The 19,063-nt window shown below is 42.7% G+C and carries 16 protein-coding genes; all 16 read right to left on the minus strand.

The window, feature by feature from the left end:
- Positions 1-16: 16 nt before the first annotated feature.
- Entirely contained in the window at positions 17-526 is a 510-nt protein-coding gene (locus QM830_RS05875; RefSeq protein WP_009731517.1) for a GNAT family N-acetyltransferase, read from the minus strand.
- Positions 527-541: 15 nt separating this feature from the next.
- Positions 542-955 carry a GNAT family N-acetyltransferase gene (locus tag QM830_RS05880; RefSeq protein ID WP_009731518.1) on the minus strand — a complete coding sequence of 138 codons (414 nt, stop codon included), beginning with the start codon at positions 953-955 and terminating at the stop codon, positions 542-544.
- A 77-nt stretch (positions 956-1,032) separates the two neighbouring features.
- The gene (gene murC / locus QM830_RS05885) at positions 1,033-2,367 is read right to left on the minus strand and encodes a UDP-N-acetylmuramate--L-alanine ligase (RefSeq protein WP_009731519.1); all 1,335 of its coding nucleotides are present in this window, start codon (positions 2,365-2,367) and stop codon (positions 1,033-1,035) included.
- A gap of 9 nt (positions 2,368-2,376) precedes the next feature.
- Entirely contained in the window at positions 2,377-3,024 is a 648-nt protein-coding gene (locus QM830_RS05890; protein ID WP_009731520.1) for a hypothetical protein, read from the minus strand.
- Positions 3,025-3,079: 55 nt separating this feature from the next.
- Positions 3,080-6,178 carry an SNF2-related protein gene (locus QM830_RS05895; RefSeq protein ID WP_414325952.1) on the minus strand — a complete coding sequence of 1,033 codons (3,099 nt, stop codon included), beginning with the start codon at positions 6,176-6,178 and terminating at the stop codon, positions 3,080-3,082.
- Between the two features lie 343 nt (positions 6,179-6,521).
- A complete protein-coding gene (locus tag QM830_RS05900) occupies positions 6,522-6,707 on the minus strand; it encodes a hypothetical protein (RefSeq protein WP_414325953.1) in 186 nt (61 codons plus the stop codon).
- 429 nt (positions 6,708-7,136) lie between these two features.
- The gene (gene der, locus QM830_RS05905; RefSeq protein ID WP_003005632.1) at positions 7,137-8,447 is read right to left on the minus strand and encodes a ribosome biogenesis GTPase Der; all 1,311 of its coding nucleotides are present in this window, start codon (positions 8,445-8,447) and stop codon (positions 7,137-7,139) included.
- 57 nt (positions 8,448-8,504) lie between these two features.
- The gene (locus tag QM830_RS05910; RefSeq protein WP_414325954.1) at positions 8,505-9,218 is read right to left on the minus strand and encodes a nitroreductase family protein; all 714 of its coding nucleotides are present in this window, start codon (positions 9,216-9,218) and stop codon (positions 8,505-8,507) included.
- Positions 9,215-10,114: a primosomal protein DnaI gene (dnaI, locus tag QM830_RS05915; RefSeq protein WP_414325955.1), complete on the minus strand. Its 900-nt coding sequence runs from the start codon at positions 10,112-10,114 to the stop codon at positions 9,215-9,217. Before dnaI ends, QM830_RS05910 begins: the two co-directional genes overlap by 4 nt.
- The gene (locus tag QM830_RS05920; protein ID WP_414325956.1) at positions 10,115-11,293 is read right to left on the minus strand and encodes a DNA helicase; all 1,179 of its coding nucleotides are present in this window, start codon (positions 11,291-11,293) and stop codon (positions 10,115-10,117) included.
- Entirely contained in the window at positions 11,294-11,767 is a 474-nt protein-coding gene (nrdR, locus tag QM830_RS05925; protein ID WP_003005476.1) for a transcriptional regulator NrdR, read from the minus strand. It lies immediately after the preceding gene.
- A 166-nt stretch (positions 11,768-11,933) separates the two neighbouring features.
- Positions 11,934-12,746, minus strand: a complete 813-nt coding sequence (locus QM830_RS05930; protein WP_414325957.1) for an endonuclease/exonuclease/phosphatase family protein — start codon at positions 12,744-12,746, stop codon at positions 11,934-11,936.
- Positions 12,747-12,830: 84 nt separating this feature from the next.
- Positions 12,831-15,026: a PTS transporter subunit IIBC gene (locus QM830_RS05935; protein WP_414325958.1), complete on the minus strand. Its 2,196-nt coding sequence runs from the start codon at positions 15,024-15,026 to the stop codon at positions 12,831-12,833.
- 241 nt (positions 15,027-15,267) lie between these two features.
- Positions 15,268-15,966 carry a response regulator transcription factor gene (locus QM830_RS05940; protein ID WP_414325959.1) on the minus strand — a complete coding sequence of 233 codons (699 nt, stop codon included), beginning with the start codon at positions 15,964-15,966 and terminating at the stop codon, positions 15,268-15,270.
- 9 nt (positions 15,967-15,975) lie between these two features.
- A complete protein-coding gene (gndA, locus tag QM830_RS05945) occupies positions 15,976-17,400 on the minus strand; it encodes an NADP-dependent phosphogluconate dehydrogenase (RefSeq protein ID WP_009731529.1) in 1,425 nt (474 codons plus the stop codon).
- A gap of 169 nt (positions 17,401-17,569) precedes the next feature.
- Complete coding sequence (locus QM830_RS05950; RefSeq protein ID WP_414325960.1) at positions 17,570-19,048, minus strand: SPFH domain-containing protein; 1,479 nt, start codon at positions 19,046-19,048, stop codon at positions 17,570-17,572.
- Positions 19,049-19,063 lie beyond the last annotated feature (15 nt).

Here is a 19,063-nt window from a genome sequence, read left to right on the forward strand (position 1 = left end):
TCTTTAAAACACCTATTTAATCAAGGTTTTTGTTTTCCCAAACCAGATTATACCAAACTTCACCCGCATATTGGGAAGCAGAGAGACCCTCATTGGTAAACCCTTGTTTTTCATAATAAGGAATCAAATAATCATGACAGGTCAGATTTATCCCCTCACGGCCATCCTCCATCGCAATCTCTTTCATCGCTTCAAGTAAGAAGGTTCCGACTCCTAGCCCTTGGGCTTCTTTGGCAATGGATAGACATGTAATAGAAATAAAGCCTCTCTCTATCTGACTGAGATCTTCGACCTCTGTAAAGGAGGCATCGATCAAATAACGCTCTGGTCTAACAGGTCCTTCTAGATACCCTAAAATCTGACCCTCGCACTCGGCTACTAGAAAAGTCGTTTGGATCTTTTCAATATGATCTTTTAAAATCTCACGCTCAATCGCTTCTTCCTCTGAAAAATTTTCGAGTTCAATGCGCTCAACCGCATCTAAATCTTCTATCCTTGCTTGTCTCACTTGAATCTTTTTTTTCATCATCTACTCCTTCTATCAATCCCAAACCATATGGACACCTAAAGCAGACTCCCCTTCATCCCGGAATCCTTGCTGGGCAAAATAAGACAGCAAGTCTTCCGAGCAATCAATCCAAATGGCATTCTTTTCTTTTTGAACAGCTAGGTCTTTTAAAGCAGCTATTAAAATGGAACCATATCCTTGACCTTGAAAGGCTGGTCTAACTGCTAATCGCAATACTATTAGGTTTCCCTTTACTTGCTGGTCTTCTGTCGCCAACAAGTAAGCTACAATATCCCCAGCCTGCTCTGCAAGCAAAGAAATAGCCACCTTCGAATTCAGCGCTTGCTCAAGAGTGGTTTTTGGCTCCTTCCATGCATTGTCATGAAGTTCTTCTTCAATCAAAAGCAAACGCTCTTGATCAGCTGAAGTAATGGGACGAATGATCATCCTACACTCCTCTCATCGATTTTCATAGGACAGATAAATTTGAGTCTGGAACCAAGCGATTCCAGACTCATCATCTCTTATTGTACATTATGTGTCAAACTTGATAATAAACGCTCAAATGAGTATTCATAGGTTTGAATATCTCCAGCTCCCATAAAGACATAGACTGCATTGTCATGATCAAGAAGAGGAGAAACATTTTCAGCTGTAATAATAGCCGACCGTTTGACAATCTTTGCTTCCAAATCTTCAACCTTCACATCGCCATGGTCCACTTCACGCGCAGAACCATAGATTTGAGCTAAGTAAACGGCATCGGCTTGATTCAAAGCTTCCGCAAATTCATCCAATAGAGCGATCGTCCGTGTAAAGGTATGGGGTTGGAAAATCGCCACAATTTCTTTACTTGGATATTTTTGACGGGCCGCATCCAAAGTTGCAATAATTTCCGTTGGATGATGGGCAAAGTCATCGATGATCACCGTACCATTGACCACTTTTTCAGTGAAGCGACGTTTGACTCCAGCAAAGGTCTTCAAATGCTCGCGGACTAAATCTAAGTCAAATCCTGCAATGTGAAGCAACCCAATGACAGCTGTGGCATTCATGATATTGTGGCGACCAAAAGTTGGGATATGGAATTGTCCCAAATCTTCTCCACGAAAATGAACGTTGAAGGTTGAACCAGTCGTTGAACGAAGCAGGTTGTTCGCCACAAAATCGTTATTTTCTTTGTCAAATCCATAATAATAGATAGGTGCAGACGAGGTGATGCGACGCAATTCCTTGTCTTCCCCATAGATGAAGAGACCCTTACTGATTTGTTTAGCATAGTCGTCAAAGGCATTGAATACATCCTCTAAACTCGTGAAGTAGTCTGGATGGTCAAAGTCGATATTGGTGATGATGCTGTATTCAGGATGGTAAGGCATAAAGTGACGCTCATACTCATCCGATTCAAAAACAAAGTATTTGGCAGCAGCAGAGCCACGGCCTGTCCCATCTCCAATCAAATAACTCGTGTCTGTAATATTTGATAAAACGTGAGAAAGCATCCCTGTCGTTGAGGTTTTCCCATGTGCTCCAGCAACTCCTATGCTGACAAAGTCACGCATAAACTCACCAAGGAATTCATGGTAGCGTTTATAGGTTAAACCATGCTCATCTGCATACGCAATTTCCACATTATTCTCTGGACGGAAAGCATTCCCCGCAATGAGGATCTTATCACCTTCCAAATTTTTCACGTCAAATGGATAAATTTGAACTCCTGCTTGTTCCAAGCCACGTTGCGTAAAGTAATACTTCTCAACATCTGAACCTTGAACAGTATGTCCCATTTGGTGAAGCATGAGAGCCAAAGCACTCATTCCTGCTCCTTTAATTCCAATAAAATGGTATGTATTAGACATGTTATCTCCTTATTCTTGATCTAGATGGGTTAAATCCAATTCTTGTTTGATTGGCTGTGGTTTCAGCTTGTGTTGGTCTTTATTATAAATTTGACTGGTCTTCAAGAAATCATAATTATTTTTCTTTTCGGTAGGTTCTACTACTGTTTCTCCTACAGGTTCCAGCTCAGCCAGAATCAACTGATCCTGACGCAAGCGTTTGCTATATTTCAACAATTCGCCCGGGTTTTCCTTTTGGAAAGGTGCTGTTGGCTGACCAGGTTTCCGTTCTGAAATAAATGGTTTCTTCCGCTTGTTTGTGGTGATCGCTGGATCTGTTGTCAAATAAGGCGCCGTGCGTTTCTTTTTCAGATCTTCACGCGCGCGCTCTCTTGCTTCTTCTGCATAACGATTGGCAGGACTTTTTTTATCAATCGGCTCTTTAAAATCAGGTTTTCTTACTGGCCGTCTTTTGGGTAGGGACTCTTCTAGAGGTTGATGGTAAGGGTGCTTGGGCTTGGTATTTTCAGCAATGGGTTGCCATTCCAAATAATTTTTATCCACATATTCGCCTGTAATATTACTAATCAAGTCTGAATCATCGTACAGGTTCATATGGGGCATCTCCGTTAACATCAACTCATTATCCCCTACCTGAGGAAAATATTTTTCTGTCATGTTTTCTTCCTTTCGACACTCCATTAATTATAAACTATTCACAGAATTTTTCAAGTTATTCCGACTGAATTCCTAGAATCTCGCGAATTTCCTCTACAGATAGGCTAGATCTTGTTTCCGTTCCATCAAGAATCGTTGAAACCAGATGGCGTTTTGAAACTTGGAGCTCTTGAATTTTTTCTTCGATAGTCCCACGCGTAATCATGCGGTAGACTTCAACATTTTGTTCTTGTCCCATTCGATGGGCCCGGCCAATCGCTTGTTCTTCTACAGCAGGATTCCACCACAAATCGACTAAGATAACGGTATCGGCACCAGTGAGGTTCAATCCAACCCCACCAGCCTTCAGTGAAATGAGAAAAGCATGGCGCTCTCCTGCATTAAAGGCATTGGTCATTTCTTGACGATCTTTTGCGGGAGTAGAACCCGTGATTTTAAAGGAGGTCATGCCGAGCTGGTCAATCTCCTTCTCCAGAATATCCAACATGCCTCTGAATTGGGAGAAGATCAAGACCCGATGGTCTCCATCCTGGATTTGAACCAGAAGGTCGCGAAGACTCTCCAACTTCCCACTGTCTCCTTGATAGTCTTCCATAAAGAGGGCTGGGGTATCACAGATTTGGCGAAGACGCATGAGACCGGAGAGGATCTCCACCTTGCTTCGATTTAATTCTTCCTCGCTAGAGCTTCGAACCCGATCTTGAATTTGCTTTAATTGGGCTAAATAGATGGTTTTTTGGCTTTCATCCAACTCATTGTGATAGATGGTTTCAATCAAGTCTGGTAATTCTTGAAGGACCTCTGTTTTTTTCCGTCTCATGACAAAGGGTTTTACAAAACGGGCAATGGTCTCAGGGCTTAATTTTTGAAATTCTTTTTTAGCAGGAAATAGACCAGGAAGCACAATTTGGAAAATGGACCAAAGTTCTCCAACATGGTTCTCAATGGGTGTGCCAGAAAGAGCAAATACATGTGGCACATCAAAACCACGTAAGTGTTGAGCAATCTTGGTTTGGGCATTTTTCATGACCTGAGCTTCATCCAAGATCAAGTATTCATATTGATTTTTTTGGTATTCCTCTACATCCTGACGGAAAGAGGCATAGCTTGTAATGACCACTTGGGGATTGGTTGCAATGAGTTCATCTCGATGTTGCTTGAGGCCGTATACAACTGCCACTTCCATCTGAGGAGCGAACTTTGCAAATTCCTGTTTCCAGTTGTATATGAGACTAGATGGCGCTAGAATCAAGATTTTGGTTTCAGTCTGGGCTATACTCGTTAGAAATGAAATAGTCTGCAGGGTTTTTCCAAGCCCCATATCGTCGGCTAAAATGCCCCCAAAACCATAATGATTCAGCATGGAGAACCATTTGACCCCTGTCTCTTGGTAATCCCTTAGGGTCGCTTGGATCGCTAGCTGAGGAAGTTGGTATGCTTCCGGATGGGTCAGATCATGAGCCAAATTCCTAAATTCTTCAGAAAAATGAACATTTTCTTGATCTGCTAACAAATCAGATAGCTGGTAAGCTGCAATTCGACGGGTCTGCAATTTGCCACCCTTCTTCATCTTAGCCCTTAGATCAGCCAAGGCCCGACTAATTTTCTTAGTTTCTTCATCAAAAACAAGGACTTTTCCGGTATGGCTGACAAAGTAGTCTTCTTGCTCTACTAGAGCTTTTAGGACCTGGTCGACCTCAGCTGGGTCTATACTTTCAAAATCAAAGCCAATCTCCAGTAAACTGCCATTGGTTTTGACATCAATTTTGGGACGTTCCACTTGATAAAGATCCAAGAGACTATCGGATAAGGTAACCTCTCCTAAAGTTTCAAAAGTCGGAATCTGTTGGTGAAAGAAAGGATAGATCTGCTCACTTGCTAACGGGCTTCTTTGAGAAGAAAAGTCATCTGTAAAGCCTGCTGCCAGCATAGTCGAAAAGACCTCTTGCTCCTTATCGAAATCACTGGAATAGGGAAGGTTTAGCAGTTCCTCGCGCGTAGTAACCGCACGATCCTGGTATTGAAAGACTACATCCAGTAAGACAGTCTGGTCCTGCGCCAAATCAAAATGGAATGCTGGAGTGAAATCGTGGATTAAAAAGCTCGTCGGAGCTGTTATTTTCCCCAGTTTTTTAAATTCTTTTAAACTATAGGAAAGCTTGGTCTGGTCTGTTGGATCAAAGTGCAGGCGTTTTTTGCGGTCCTGATCCATCGGCAGGTCTTGGATGGCCTTCCATAAGGTGCGCTGTTGGGGCGTCAGGTGATAGAAGACACCATTTCGAAACAGATAAGTAGCAGAATCGACAACCTTTACTTGAGGCTCAGTAATGATCAATTCGTAAAAATCATCATGGTCTTCTACCTGAAAATGAAAGAGATCTTCCTCCCCATGGACGTCCTGGAAATAGACTTCAGAAAAATCATACAAGCTATATTGCAGGAGGAAAGAATCCAAATTCATCAGTAATTCTACAGCTTCTTCAAAGAGAGTCGGTGGGAAATAGAGATGGCGACCAGCATTGGGGAAGAAATCTTGCTCTTTTGAAGCACTATCTGTAATCAAACCTTGTAGGAAATTGATCACATCCTGACTAGCACCATCAAATTCGAGGTAAGAAATGGGTTCATAATAACTTTTGCCAATGGCATAATGGCCTTCTTTTTGAAGGGTCTGCAAAAAGGCAAGGACATCTCTGATCACATAGGAGCGCTCATCTGGCAAGCGACGGATACGAAGGGTCCACAGAAATTGACCCGAATAATCGTCTTCATGTCCAACGGCTGATAAGACATAGCGGGTTTCTTTTTTCTCAATTTTTGGAAGCACTTGGTCTAAAAATAAACTGCCAAAGGAGACTTTCTCCTGGGTTTCCTCTGTCGCAGTAGCATCTTCTTCTAAACTTGTAAGAGCAGCTTTCCCACTGTCATCATTCTTCAAGAAAGCTTCTACTGCTGCCAAATGCGTACAGAATTTTTTCTTTTGAAAGAAAGCGCAGCTACAAAAAACGGCATCGTCATCTAAACTGTAACGCAAGCTTTCTTCTTCGACTCGAAAATACAGGTATTTTTCTTTTACTTCCTGAAGGGAAACTTTCCCAGCTTCATAGAGAAGGCTCCCTTGTGAACGAACCTTCCCAGGAATTAATTTTGCCATCTTTACCACCTTAGATTAATCCCTTTATTATACCATATTTCAAAGTATAGTTAAAATTAATGCCATAAAACTTATTAAAATAGGCGTTTTCGAACCATCTACTATTCAATGATACCCCTTAAAGCTTTCTCAAAGTTCCTAAAAAGTTCACAAAAAAATACCCCATAGGGTATCTATCAATTTACGAGTTCAGCAGGCAAGATCTAGCAAGCCTCACCCGGTGCTTTTTTACTTCAAAAGTGGTAGGCTACCGCGCACCAATGGGTGCTCGATGTCCTACCACCTAGTTAGATTATACCATAACACGACTACTTTTTTATGCTCCACGTCTATACATTTTCTACTAGTCATCCACTTGATCTTGCGAATTGCCTTTTATTAAGGCATTCCCGATGGTTATGTACAATTTTCCCAAGCACAAAAATTTGACGAAAGACCAAAAAATCCCAAAGACAGCTAACCCTTTCACCAATAGAGAGTAATAACTTTCTTTGACAATCTCTCCATAAAATGTCATGGATGATGCCATGATCACCTATCCCCAAATGATGAGAACGAGGGAGGCCCCATAAAGGATGGCCAAGCCCCAAAAGACCAAAGCATTTTTTAAAAATTTCCTCACGATACGCACAAGTGCCAATAAGCATAACAAAGAAACAAACAGTAGTAATTCCGTATTCGACATTGCTTCCCTTCCTTTTTTATTCATTAAAGCATACTAGGCTTTTTCTTCTAATTAGTTAGTCTTTCAGATATTCATATAAAAAAGGACCCTTTTTGTCTCTTGCAGTTGACAAAGAGTCCTCTTTAGTTCTTTTTCACAGTTAGCATGATCCATTCATCCCCTTTTCCAAAGGACGCATGGTAGCTTCTTGGCGCCTTGACTTTCTAACTGTAAAGTGAAGGATGGCAAGACCAGTAAATAGTCTACTACTCTTAGTTTCCTTAGGCACTCATCCTACTTCCGTTTCCGCGCAATCAAATGGATCGGGGTTCCTTCAAAGACAAAAGCTTTCCGAATTTGGTTCTCCAAGAAACGGAGGTAAGAGAAGTGCATGAGTTCTTCTTCGTTAACAAAGACCACAAAGGTTGGTGGCTTGGTTGCCACTTGGGTCGCATAGAAGATCTTGAGGCGTTTTCCTTTATCTGTCGGCGTTGGATTGATAGCAATGGCATCCATAATCACATCGTTCAAGACAGCTGAAGGAATCCGCGTATTTTGACTCTCACTGATCTGCTTGATCATCTCTGGCAACTTGTGCAAGCGTTGTTTGGTCAGGGCAGAGACAAAGACAATTGGTGCATAAGAAAGGTATTGGAATTGATCGCGAATGTCATCTTCCCACTGCTTCATGGTATGATTGTCTTTTTCAATGGTATCCCATTTGTTGACAACAATGATCATACCTTTACCAGCTTCATGAGCAAAGCCAGCGATCCGCTTATCATACTCCCGAATCCCTTCTTCGGCATTAATGACCATCAAAACCACATCTGAACGGTCGATGGCACGCATGGCACGCATAACAGAATATTTCTCAGTGTTTTCATAGATTTTACCAGACTTGCGCATACCAGCTGTATCGATCATGGTAAATTCTTGGCCATCTGCATCGGTAAAATGGGTATCGATGGCATCCCGTGTGGTTCCAGCTACTGGGCTAGCAATCACACGATCTTCTCCAAGAATGGCATTGATCAAGCTTGATTTCCCAACATTCGGGCGACCAATCAAGCTAAACTTGATGATATCTGGATTTTCTTCTTCTGTTTCATTCGGGAGATTTTCGATGATAGCATCGAGCACATCCCCGGTTCCAATCCCGTGAACAGAGGATACCGGTAGTGGCTCACCCAGTCCTAAGGCATAAAAGTCATAGATATCATTGCGCATCTCTGGGTTATCCACCTTGTTGACTGCAAGAATCACTGGTTTATGTGTCTTATACAAGATACGAGTGACATATTCATCTGCATCCGTGATCCCTTCTTTTCCAGAAACAACAAAGACGATCACATCTGCTTCGTCCATGGCGATTTCTGCCTGATGCTTGATTTGCTCCATAAATGGGGCATCTACGTCATCAATTCCCCCTGTATCAATGATACTAAATTTCCGATTCAACCACTCAGCTGTTGCATAAATGCGGTCACGAGTGACTCCTTCTACATCCTCAACGATGGAAATCCGCTCACCGGCAATCCGGTTAAAGAGTGTAGATTTTCCGACATTGGGACGGCCTACAATCGCAATAGTTGGTAGGGCCATGATTTCCTCTTTTCTAATGAAAGGCGAGACTTCAGTTCAAGAACGCCTCTCTTCATTTCATAATAGTTTGTGTTTTTCTAGTAGTTTTTTGGTCTCTTCTTGTTCAGGTTGCCCAAATTGAGCAGCAAGGCGCTCGCTCCAGCTATCTGTTGCACGCGCTCCAGCATAATCTGCCTGAACCTTGTCATAGGCAGTCACAACCGATAGGTCTTGTTCTTGGTATTCTTCTTCAAAAGCAATCTGCTCCAAGGGTAATCGTGGTTTCACCGCATGCTGCTGATTAGGTACTCCAAGAGCAATCCCAAAAACAGGATAGGTATAATCTGGCAGACGGAAAAGTTCTGAGACTTCTTCTGAACAGTAGCGCAACATGCCGATAATGACTCCACCATAGCCGAGACTTTCAGCTGCTAATAGCGTATTTTGAGCTGCTAGAGCCGCGTCCACTGAGGTGATCAGTAAGTTGTCCACCCCTTCAGGATGGAAATCCTGCTCATGAAGTTTGACAGCTTTTTCAGCACGGTTTAAATCCCCAACAAAGAGAAGAAAGACGTCTGATTGGCGAATCGCTTCTTGGGGAAGCAAGTCGTAAAGAGCCTCTTTCTTTTCCTTGCTTTTGACCACAATCACAGAATAAGACTGAAAGTTTTTCCAACTTGAAGCCATTTGACCAGCTGATAAGATTTCCTTGAGATCGGCTTCTTTAATCGGTTCTTCCTTAAAGCGGCGAACAGAAAAATGAGACTGCATTAAACGGATGGTATCATTCATCGACGATTCACTCCTTCCAAGTGGATTTCCTTAGCTAAAAATTTCACGCGCTCCATCACGCGTTTGGCCTGCCAGGTTTCATCACCATTGCGTGATGTTGCAAAATGGCGCTCCAATTCTTCAAAATTAAAATTAGAGGTAAAGAAGGTCGGAAGATTTTCCTGCATCCGGTGCTGCAGAATCACTTGTAAGATTTCGTCTCGTACCCAGGCTGACATCTGTTCCGCACCGATATCATCGAGAATTAAAATTTCGGCTTTTTTCACCTGATCTACAGTTTCTTTGACCAAGCCCGAACTGATGGCATTTTTGACATCGATAGCAAAACTTGGGAAATGTAGTAGAGTGGTAGAGGCCTGGCGTTTTTCTGATAAATCATGGGCCAAAGCCGCCATCATGTAGCTCTTTCCTACTCCAAAATCACCATAGAGGTAGATCCCCTTTTGATAGTCAGGATAGTGAGCTACAAAATTAGCCAATTCCTCAAAGGCCACAAATCGTCCCTTATCATCGAGCTCTACCTTGGCTAGACTCGCTTCTTTTAAGGTTGAAGGGAGATTGATCAAGTTGAGACGTTGGTTGATCGCAGCCCGTTTTTGGGCTTCGATTAACTCTGGTGTCTCCTCATAGGCCACATCTGCATAACCTTCATTCATGGTGAGGATCGGTTTATAGCCTTTGGCAATATAATCCGGATCAGCAAGTAAAAAACGGTTTCGCTCGCTGATGTATTGATTAAATTTTGAAATACTCCGTCGAATTTCCTGCTCAGACAAAGACTGAGCTTGAATAAAGGCAGCGACTTCTTGGTCTGCCAAAATCTGTGCCACCAAATCCTCATAGTTAAATTGACGGGCACGATTCATGTGGGACAGGGTTTGACCTACACTTTCCATCTAATCACCTCCTTGATTTAATTTTTCTAATAGGCGTTGTTTCTCTTTTGCAAGATCCACTTTTTCTTTTTGACTGGTTTGATTTTGATAGTTCGGTTGACTCCACTTAGGAACATTGCTTGGCTTGCCTTTGGCAGGAGCAGTTGTCGTCCCCTTATTTCCTTGAGACTTAGCCTGCTCCTGGCGTTCTCGGACTTTTAAAATCGCCATTTCCGCACTGTTGACCCCTTGGTAAGAAAAGTCATTTCCCACTTTCAAAGCATACTTTTCATTGAGATTAGCTGACTGGGTTTTATTAAAGGTCAGCAACAAGATGATATTGATCACTTCATCCAGTAAGCCTAGATCCGCTAACTTGGAAAGGGTCTTGCGTTCGCTCTGCGTAATGGTCGCCTTGCGGGCCTTCTTTATCTCCGCCAAGAATTGCAGGCTAGATTTTTGCTTGGCTTCCCTCAAGATGGTTTCTTCCTGACGGCTATAGGACAGGCGTGGTTGTTCCTGATTAGCTTGGGCTAGCTTTTGCTTCATTCTTTTTGGAGAAATGGTGCGGTCTACTGCCGTTTCTTTTGCTAAGAGATAGGTTTCATACCAGGTCCATTGTTGCTCCTCTGCAATGGCAAAAAGGGCCAGAGTCGCTTCCCCTTCATCCGCAAAACGAAGACCGTCTCGGCCCATCATGCGTTTAAACATGTCCATATCAAACTGCTGTTTTTTACTGGCAACAACTGTCACCTCACCAGCATCTAGTCCAAATACTTGAGAAAAGGACACTTGCCGTCTAGTTCCTAAAGAGCGTGCTGGCAGCAGCTCTTCCACTGCCTTCTCTCCAATCTTTCTTTCCAGCAAGCGTTTATAGACGGCATTTGAAAAAAATTGCTCTGCTTCAAGGGGGGCATGCATCTGGATAGTGAGACCATCTTCCTCCTCAAAGAGATCAATCAAGCCCATGGCAATCAAGCGATCAAAAGCCAATAACAATTGAGGGAATCCCATATCGATGTGGTTTAGAATCTGTGCAAGCAAATGTTGCTTTTCACCTTGATCATACGATGCCAGCAAATAGCGATACACCGTTACTGTTTCCATCTCCAAAATAGGCAGGTAATACTGCTCCAAAGCAGCCCCTGCCGGCGGAAGAATATTATTTTTTAAAAATACAAAAGGAGTATTGGGCTTCATCTATTTTTCCTTTTTCTTCTTGGTTCCTTTCGTAATTTGCTTCAAGAGCGTCTCTAACTCACCGACATCCTTGAAACTCCGGTAAACACTGGCAAAACGAACATAGGTAATCTCATCCAGATCTGCTAACTCATCCATGACCAAAGAACCAATATACTCACTGTTAATTTCATTATCACTTTGGCTACGAACCTTTTGTTCAATCCGGTTTACAATTTCTTCGATTTCATCACTCGATACAGGACGTTTTTGAGCCGAACGGATAATGCCATTAAAGATCTTATCACGAGAAAATTGCTCGCGCGTTCCATCCTTTTTGACAACCACTAGCGTTCGTTCTTCTACTCTTTCGTAGGTAGTAAAGCGATAATGGCATTCTTCGCATTCACGACGACGACGTATGGTGTTCCCGTCTTCAGCTTGTCGACTATCCACCACACTAGACTTACTTCCACCACATTTTGGACAACGCATTTGCTACCTCCTTGAACTGTTTTAACACTTCATTTTACCATAAAATCAATCGTAAAGAAAGCAGAAGAACAAGAGAAGCTCCGATGGCAACCTCTAATGTAAAAATTAAAAAAGAGTCGACGAACGATTCGAACAAAATCGTTTTCCTATCGACTCTCAATTCATTTTAAAGTGATAATTCTGCTTCTAAACCATAGTGATCACTGACATGTGGTTTGTTTTGACCGTCAAAAATGACGTGAAGACGCTCGATCTCCCATTCCGGACTTGCAAAGACATAATCGATCCGCAATGGTATTTGATTGTCCGTCCAGCCATCGATACCAGGACCTACCGTATAGGTGCCCTTGGTTTCTTTGGCTTCAATAAAGCTATCTTGTAGCTCTAGAGAACTTGATAAAATGGTTTCATAGCCTTCTTGACCAGCAGGATTATTGAAATCGCCAGCTAGAATAAAGGGGTTGCCTACTTGGCTAAAATACTGCTCAATCCGTGGCCACTCAAATTGGAAACCTTTGTCCCACCAAGAAAGATGGACACTAGCAACAGCGATCTCTTTTCCATCCACACTCGTGTGAGCAACAGCCACCCGACGGGTATGGTAGTCTGTTGGATCGTCCATATTAGAGACCAAAATCTCATCTGCCTTTAATGGTTGACGTGAAAGAACAGCTACCCCTTCATTAAGGTGATCATAGCCAATATGGTTGTAAGCCCAAGTCCAGTAATAGTGAAGACCTTGAGCAGCCAACTCCTCAACCAATACGCGAACAAAGTGATCCTTGTGAATAGCTACGGAAGATGGCAAGGCTTGATAATACTCGTCGGTTGCAATTTCCTCTGTAGCCATCTCTTGGTTGACTTCTTGAAAGCAAATCACATCGTATTGAGCTTCTAAAATTTGCTCTTTGAGAGTCTCAAACTTTTGCTGAGCATTCTCCTCCATCCAACTATGGGAATTTAATGTTAAAAATTTCATCCCCTGATTTCTCCTTTTACTTAAAACAAGAAACGGCAAGAGGTCGGGTGCACTGCCCCAACCTCATTTTCTTTGCCGTAGTCTTTATAATTCTACTGTTGCAACTGGAGCATTGGCTGCCAATTTGCCTGTATGTTCGACCTTAACTGATTTAATGGCATCTGCATTTGTGAAAACAACAACTGTAGATGTTTCACGACCTGCTTCACGAATCGCATCAAGATCTGCTTCTACTAAAAGGTCTCCTGCAGCCACTGTTTGGCCTTCAGATACTTTAACCTCAAATGGTTTTCCTTCTAGACTAACAGTATCTAGACCAATGTGAACCAAGACTTCCAAACCATTATCTGTCAACAAACCAAGGGCATGTTTAGTTGGGAAGACGCTCGTAATTTTACCAGCCACTGGTGAAACGATATGACCATTTTCAGGCTCAACTGCAAATCCGTCACCCATCATTTTTTGTGAGAAGACTGGGTCTTTCACATCTTCAATATTGATGACTTGACCATCCGCAACTGAATGAACTTCATCCGTCACACCTTTGAAGGTTGCTTCTGCCTTTTGAACAGCTGTCATTTGGCTAGGAAGTGTTTCAGGAATGACTTCACCTGAGTCAAGTACGTCTTGGATGTCTGACTTCAAGACGTCTGCTTTTGGACCGTAGATGGCTTGAACCCCTTGTCCTTTCATGACAAGACCCATTGCACCTTCAGCTTTCCATTGTTCTTCTGTTCCAACTTTTTCTGCGTCTTTCACAGTCACACGGAGACGAGTCATACATGCGTCAACATCTACGATATTGGCACGTCCACCAAGAAGGTTGATGATGTTGATGACTTGTGAGCTAGCTGAGCTAGTAGCCGTACCAGATGCTTCACCTTCTCCTGAAGCTGCATCATCATTTTGCTCGTAGTTACCATTGCGTCCTGGAGTCGCATAGTTGAATTTCTTAATCATGAAGTTGGCAATGAAGTACATGATACATCCAAAGAGGACAGTTACCCATACAAAGTTAAAGATATCTAATGCCAAACCAGCGTTGATGGCCATTGGGGTACGTGTCAAGAATTCGATTGAACCGAATGAGTGGACACGAAGGTTAACCAAGTCAGCCATTGCAAAGGCAGCTCCTTGAACAAAGGCATAGATTAGGTATAAAGGTGTTGCAATGAACATGAACATGTATTCAATTGGTTCTGTAACACCTGTCAAGAAGGTTGCAAGAGCAGTTGCAACAAGCATCCCTTTGTATTTTTCTTTTTTATCTGGGTCCACATTGCGGTAGATAGCCACCACAATCCCCATCAAGATACCAAATGATCCAATCATTTGACCAACTTTGAAACGAGCTGGTACGTATGCATGAAGCAAGTGTTGGTATTGGCTAGGATCTGCCTTCTTCAAGTTAACAAGGTCTGTTACCCAAGCTAACCAAAGTGGATCTTGTCCAAATACAGTTGTTCCTTTGGCAGCACCTGTAAGAACTTGGTAGCTACCACCCAATTGAGTATAGTTGATTGGAATGGTCAACATGTGGTGAAGACCAAACGGCAAGAGAAGACGTTCCAAGGTACCAAACAAGAATGGTGCCAATACTGGAGCTGTTGATTGTGAGTTGGCGATCCAGACACCGAATCCATTAATTCCTGATTGAACCACTGGCCACAAGGCTGCCAAAACCAAGGCTGTAAGAGCTGAACGAACGATAACAACGAATGGGACAAAGCGCTTCCCGTTAAAGAAAGAAAGGGCTTCTGGAAGTTTACGGTAGTTGTAGTATTTATTGAAGGCAGTCGCTCCAACAAAACCAGAGATAATCCCTACAAAGACACCCATATTCAGAGCAGGAGCTTCAAGGACACTAATGAAATAATCCGCAACTTTAACAGAACCGCCTAAAATTGTGTGAACGGTAGCTTCTTTATCAGCCAACATTGCAGATGTCACTCCAAAAACGGCACCTGTAATACGGTTAATTAAGATGAAAGAGAGACCAGCTGCAAAGGCACCCCCTGCACGTTCCTTGGCCCAGCTACCACCGATAGCGAGTGCAAACAGGATGTGAAGGTTTCCGATAACCCCCCAACCGATTTGTTCGAGAATCCCACCTGTAATAACAAGTGGAGATAAATTCGGGTTGATCATAGGGATTGATTTCCCGATTGAAATCATCAACCCAGCCGCTGGCATTACAGCGATAACGACCATCAAGGCCTTACCGAACTTCTGCCAGAATTCAAAGCTAAATAAACTTTTGAATGATCCTTTGTTCATCATTCAACCTCCTTATATTGTTTAAGGCTTTGTTTTTAAGAAAACGTTTGCGCTTAATTTGATTCTAGTATACCATATTTTTCAAAAATGTAAAGCCTTACATAACATTTTTCTTGAATTTTTTCTCTTTATATTAAATTTCAAACACAAAATCTTTCGCAATCTTTCTTTTTTCGATAATTTTTAACGCAAACGATTTCTTTGAAACATAAAAACATTCGAACCCTTAAAGGATTCGAATGTTTCATTCTAGTTCGTCTTGCATGGCATAGCCAATCCCACGAACGGTCTTAATATAGCTCTTTTGTCCTGGGAGATCTATTTTCCCACGAAGATAACGGATATAGACGTCGACAATATTGGTCTCCCCCTTACTCTCGTACTTCCAAACGCTCTCTAGCAATTGCTCACGAGTCACCACTCCCTTGTTTCCCATCAGAGTCGCTAGAAGATCGTATTCTCTTCGCGTCAGACTAATCATGTCTTTTCCTCGATAGACGGTGTGGTGTTCGACATCGATCCGCAAATTCCGATAAGAGGTTGGAATTTTCATCTGGCTACAGTGTTGGTCAATATAATCACGACCTCTAAATATAGCTGTGATTTTATCGACTAAATCACTGATCACAAAGGGTTTGACCATATAGGAAACGGCAAACCGCTCAATACTCTCTTCGTGTTCGGCAATCTTTTCCCGACTATCCAAAACAATCAAAACCGAAGCAGGGCGAATCTGACTGATCTCCTGAGCAAAGGCTTCACCAGACATGTCTGACAAATCATAATTGAACAAGATCAGATCATATTTGGTGGTAGCAATCAAGGTCAGACCCGTTTTCCCATCCTCGACCACATCAACTTGATAGCCTTCTTTTTGAAGTTCCAAATTAATGAAGCGAGCGATTTGCTTCTCATTTTCTACTAGTAGGACTCGTTTGACCATAAGCCAAGATTATTTTTCGTCGTACCAAGAATAGTGGAAGGTACCTTCTTTGTCTTTCCGTTGGTAAGTGTGGGCACCAAAGTAGTCACGTTGCGCTTGGATCAAGTTCGCTGGAAGATCCGCTGAACGGTAGCTATCAAAGTAAGTGATGGCTGCTGAGAAGGTTGGTACTGGTACACCTGCTTGAACAGCAAGAGCTACGATATCACGAACAGATTGTTGGTACTTAGCTGTTACATCTAAGAAGTACTCATCCAAAAGAAGGTTAGCAAGATCTGCATCGCGGTTGTAAGCATCTGTAATCTTTTGCAAGAAACGAGAACGGATGATACATCCATCGCGCCAGATAGATGCGATATCTGCAAATGGCAAGTTCCAGTTATTTTCTTTAGAAGCGACACGCAATTGGGCAAAACCTTGTGCGTAAGAGATGATTTTTGAGAAATAAAGGGCTTGGCGGATCTTTTCAATCAATTCAGCCTTGTCTCCTTCAAATTTGAAAGCAGCTGGTTTTGGAAGCACCTTGCTAGCGTGTACACGTTCTTCTTTATAAGTAGAAATGTAACGTGCAAATACTGACTCAGTGATGAGTGACAATGGCACACCAAGGTCAAGAGCTGATTGGCTAGTCCATTTACCTGTTCCCTTGTTTCCTGCAGCATCCAAGATGTAGTCAACGATTGGACCATCTTGACCTTCGTCGTCTTTGCGTCCAAGGATATCCGCAGTGATTTCGATCAAGTAGCTATCCAATTCGCCCTTGTTCCACTCCGTAAAGATTTCAGCCATGTCTTGAGCTGAAAGGCCAAGCAAGTGTTGCATCAAATCATAGCTTTCTGCGATCAATTGCATGTCCCCATACTCAATACCATTGTGGACCATTTTCACATAGTGACCAGCTCCATCAGGACCGATGTAAGTCACACATGGTTTTCCATCTTCTGGTGCTTTTGCAGAGATTTCTTCAAGAACATCTGCTACCAATTCATAAGCTTCTTTTTGTCCACCAGGCATGATAGAAGGACCTTCAAGGGCACCTTTTTCACCACCAGAAACACCTGTACCAATAAAGTTGATACCAGAGTTTGCCAATTCTTCGTTACGACGGATAGTATCTTTGTAGAACGTGTTTCCTCCGTCAATCAAGATATCACCTTTGTCCAAGTGTGGAAGAAGGGCTTGGATGGTTGCGTCTGTACCAGGTCCTGCTTGAACCATGAGCATGATACGACGTGGTTTTTCGATTGAGTTTACGAAGCTTTCGATATCATAGCTTGGCACAAAGTTCTTATCAGGATGGCAAGCAACAACATCTTCTGTTTTTTCTTTACTACGGTTATAAATGGCAACTGTATAGCCACGAGATTCAATATTAAGGGCAAGGTTACGACCCATTACGGCCATACCAACAACACCAAAGTTTGCTTTAGTCATGTGACACTCCTCTTTATAGTTTGCCTATATTCTACCATTTTTCGTCCTTAAAAGAAAGCAGAAAATAGCTTATCTCCTTCTCCAAAAGAAGGGAAGAGCAGACATATCATTTGATCTTAAAAACAAAAGTGCCCGAGATACCGTTCTCAGACACTTCCTGTTGATCGTATTAATCTTCTTTAGAAGCTATTTCAGAGGCTTCAATGACAGGTTGTTCTCCTTCTTTAAGTTTATTGACTGTCATATTGACCCCAAGAGCTCCTGCTAACAATTGACGAATATCGAATCCAGCTCCTTGAGAGACTTGATCGATACTTTGCATGATATCGCCCACCATCTTAGAGGCGTTTCCTTCACCATACATGGTAATCTTATCCACCTTGGTCAATGGTTCAGCAACAGCACGCGCAATTTCAGGCAACTTGTCCACCACCATTTCGGTAATGGCTGCTTCTTGCATTTTCTTCATCGCTTCGGCTTTTTGGTCCAAACCTTTGGCTTCGGCTTCTAGTTTCAAGCGAATGGCTTCAGCTTCGGCACGACCTTTGGCTTCGATGGCTTCTGCCTCTTGCAATTGAGCAAATTTCTCTGCTTCAGCTTGGGCTTTACGAGCTTCGGCTTCTTTTTGAGTTTCGAAGAGTTCAGCTTCGGCCTTGCGTTGGCGTTCAATCAATTCAGCTTCCGCTGCTTGTTGACGTGCATACTTTTCAGCTTCGGCTTGCTTACGGATGTTGGCATCCAATTCTTGCTCACGAACCTTAACTTCGCGTTCCTTAACTTCCGCTTCTTTCTCTTGTTTCATGATGTTGGCTTCCGCTGCTACACGCTCTTGTTCACGACGTTGCACTTCCGCCTCAATCCCCTTCGCAGCATCTGCCTTGGCTTGAGCAATATCTGCTTCTTGTTTAAGGGCTGCTTGTTTGAGTTTCAACTCATTTTGTTTTTGCGCAATTTCAAGATCGGCTGCGACGCGTTTGTCGTTGGCTAGCTTATCTTGTTCCGCTTCTACTTCTTTGCGTTCGCGTTCTGCTTTGGCTTTAGCAATCAAGGCATCCTTCTTGATGGTTTCAACATTTTCGATACCGAGATTATCGATGACTCCCCCTTCATCTGAGAAGGATTGAACCGTAAAGGCGATGACTTCCAGACCCATTTTAGCTAAGTCTGGCGCTACGTTGTCTTGCACCTTTGAAGCAAACTCTTGACGGTCATTGACCATCTTACGGAGCTCCATTTGACCGATGACTTCCCGCAAGTTCCCTTCCAAGACATCTTGAACAGAGTTAGAAATATCCGTCGTATTCCAGTTCAAGAAGTTTTCTGCAGCACGCGCAATCATCTCATCGGTTGTCCCGATTTTCAACTTAACAGCTGCATCGGCACGGACGTTAATGAAGTCAAGTGTTGGGACTGCTTCAGATGTCCGAACATCTGTAGAGAATTGCTCAATATCAAGGTAAGAACGTTGTTCTACGAAGGGAATCATAAAACCAGCTTTACCACGCAAATGGCGTTGCTTCCGAAGACCTGTAATAACAACAACTTCGTTTGGTTTAGCGTTCACGTAGCCTTTTACAAGCAAAACTACAATAATGACAGTAACAATGAGACCTGTTATCAACCAGCCTGGAATAAATAATGTATCCATACTTTTCTCCTTTTT

Source organism: Streptococcus sp. OMI750 (genome assembly GCF_047463895.1).
Classification (GTDB): Bacteria; Bacillota; Bacilli; order Lactobacillales; family Streptococcaceae; genus Streptococcus.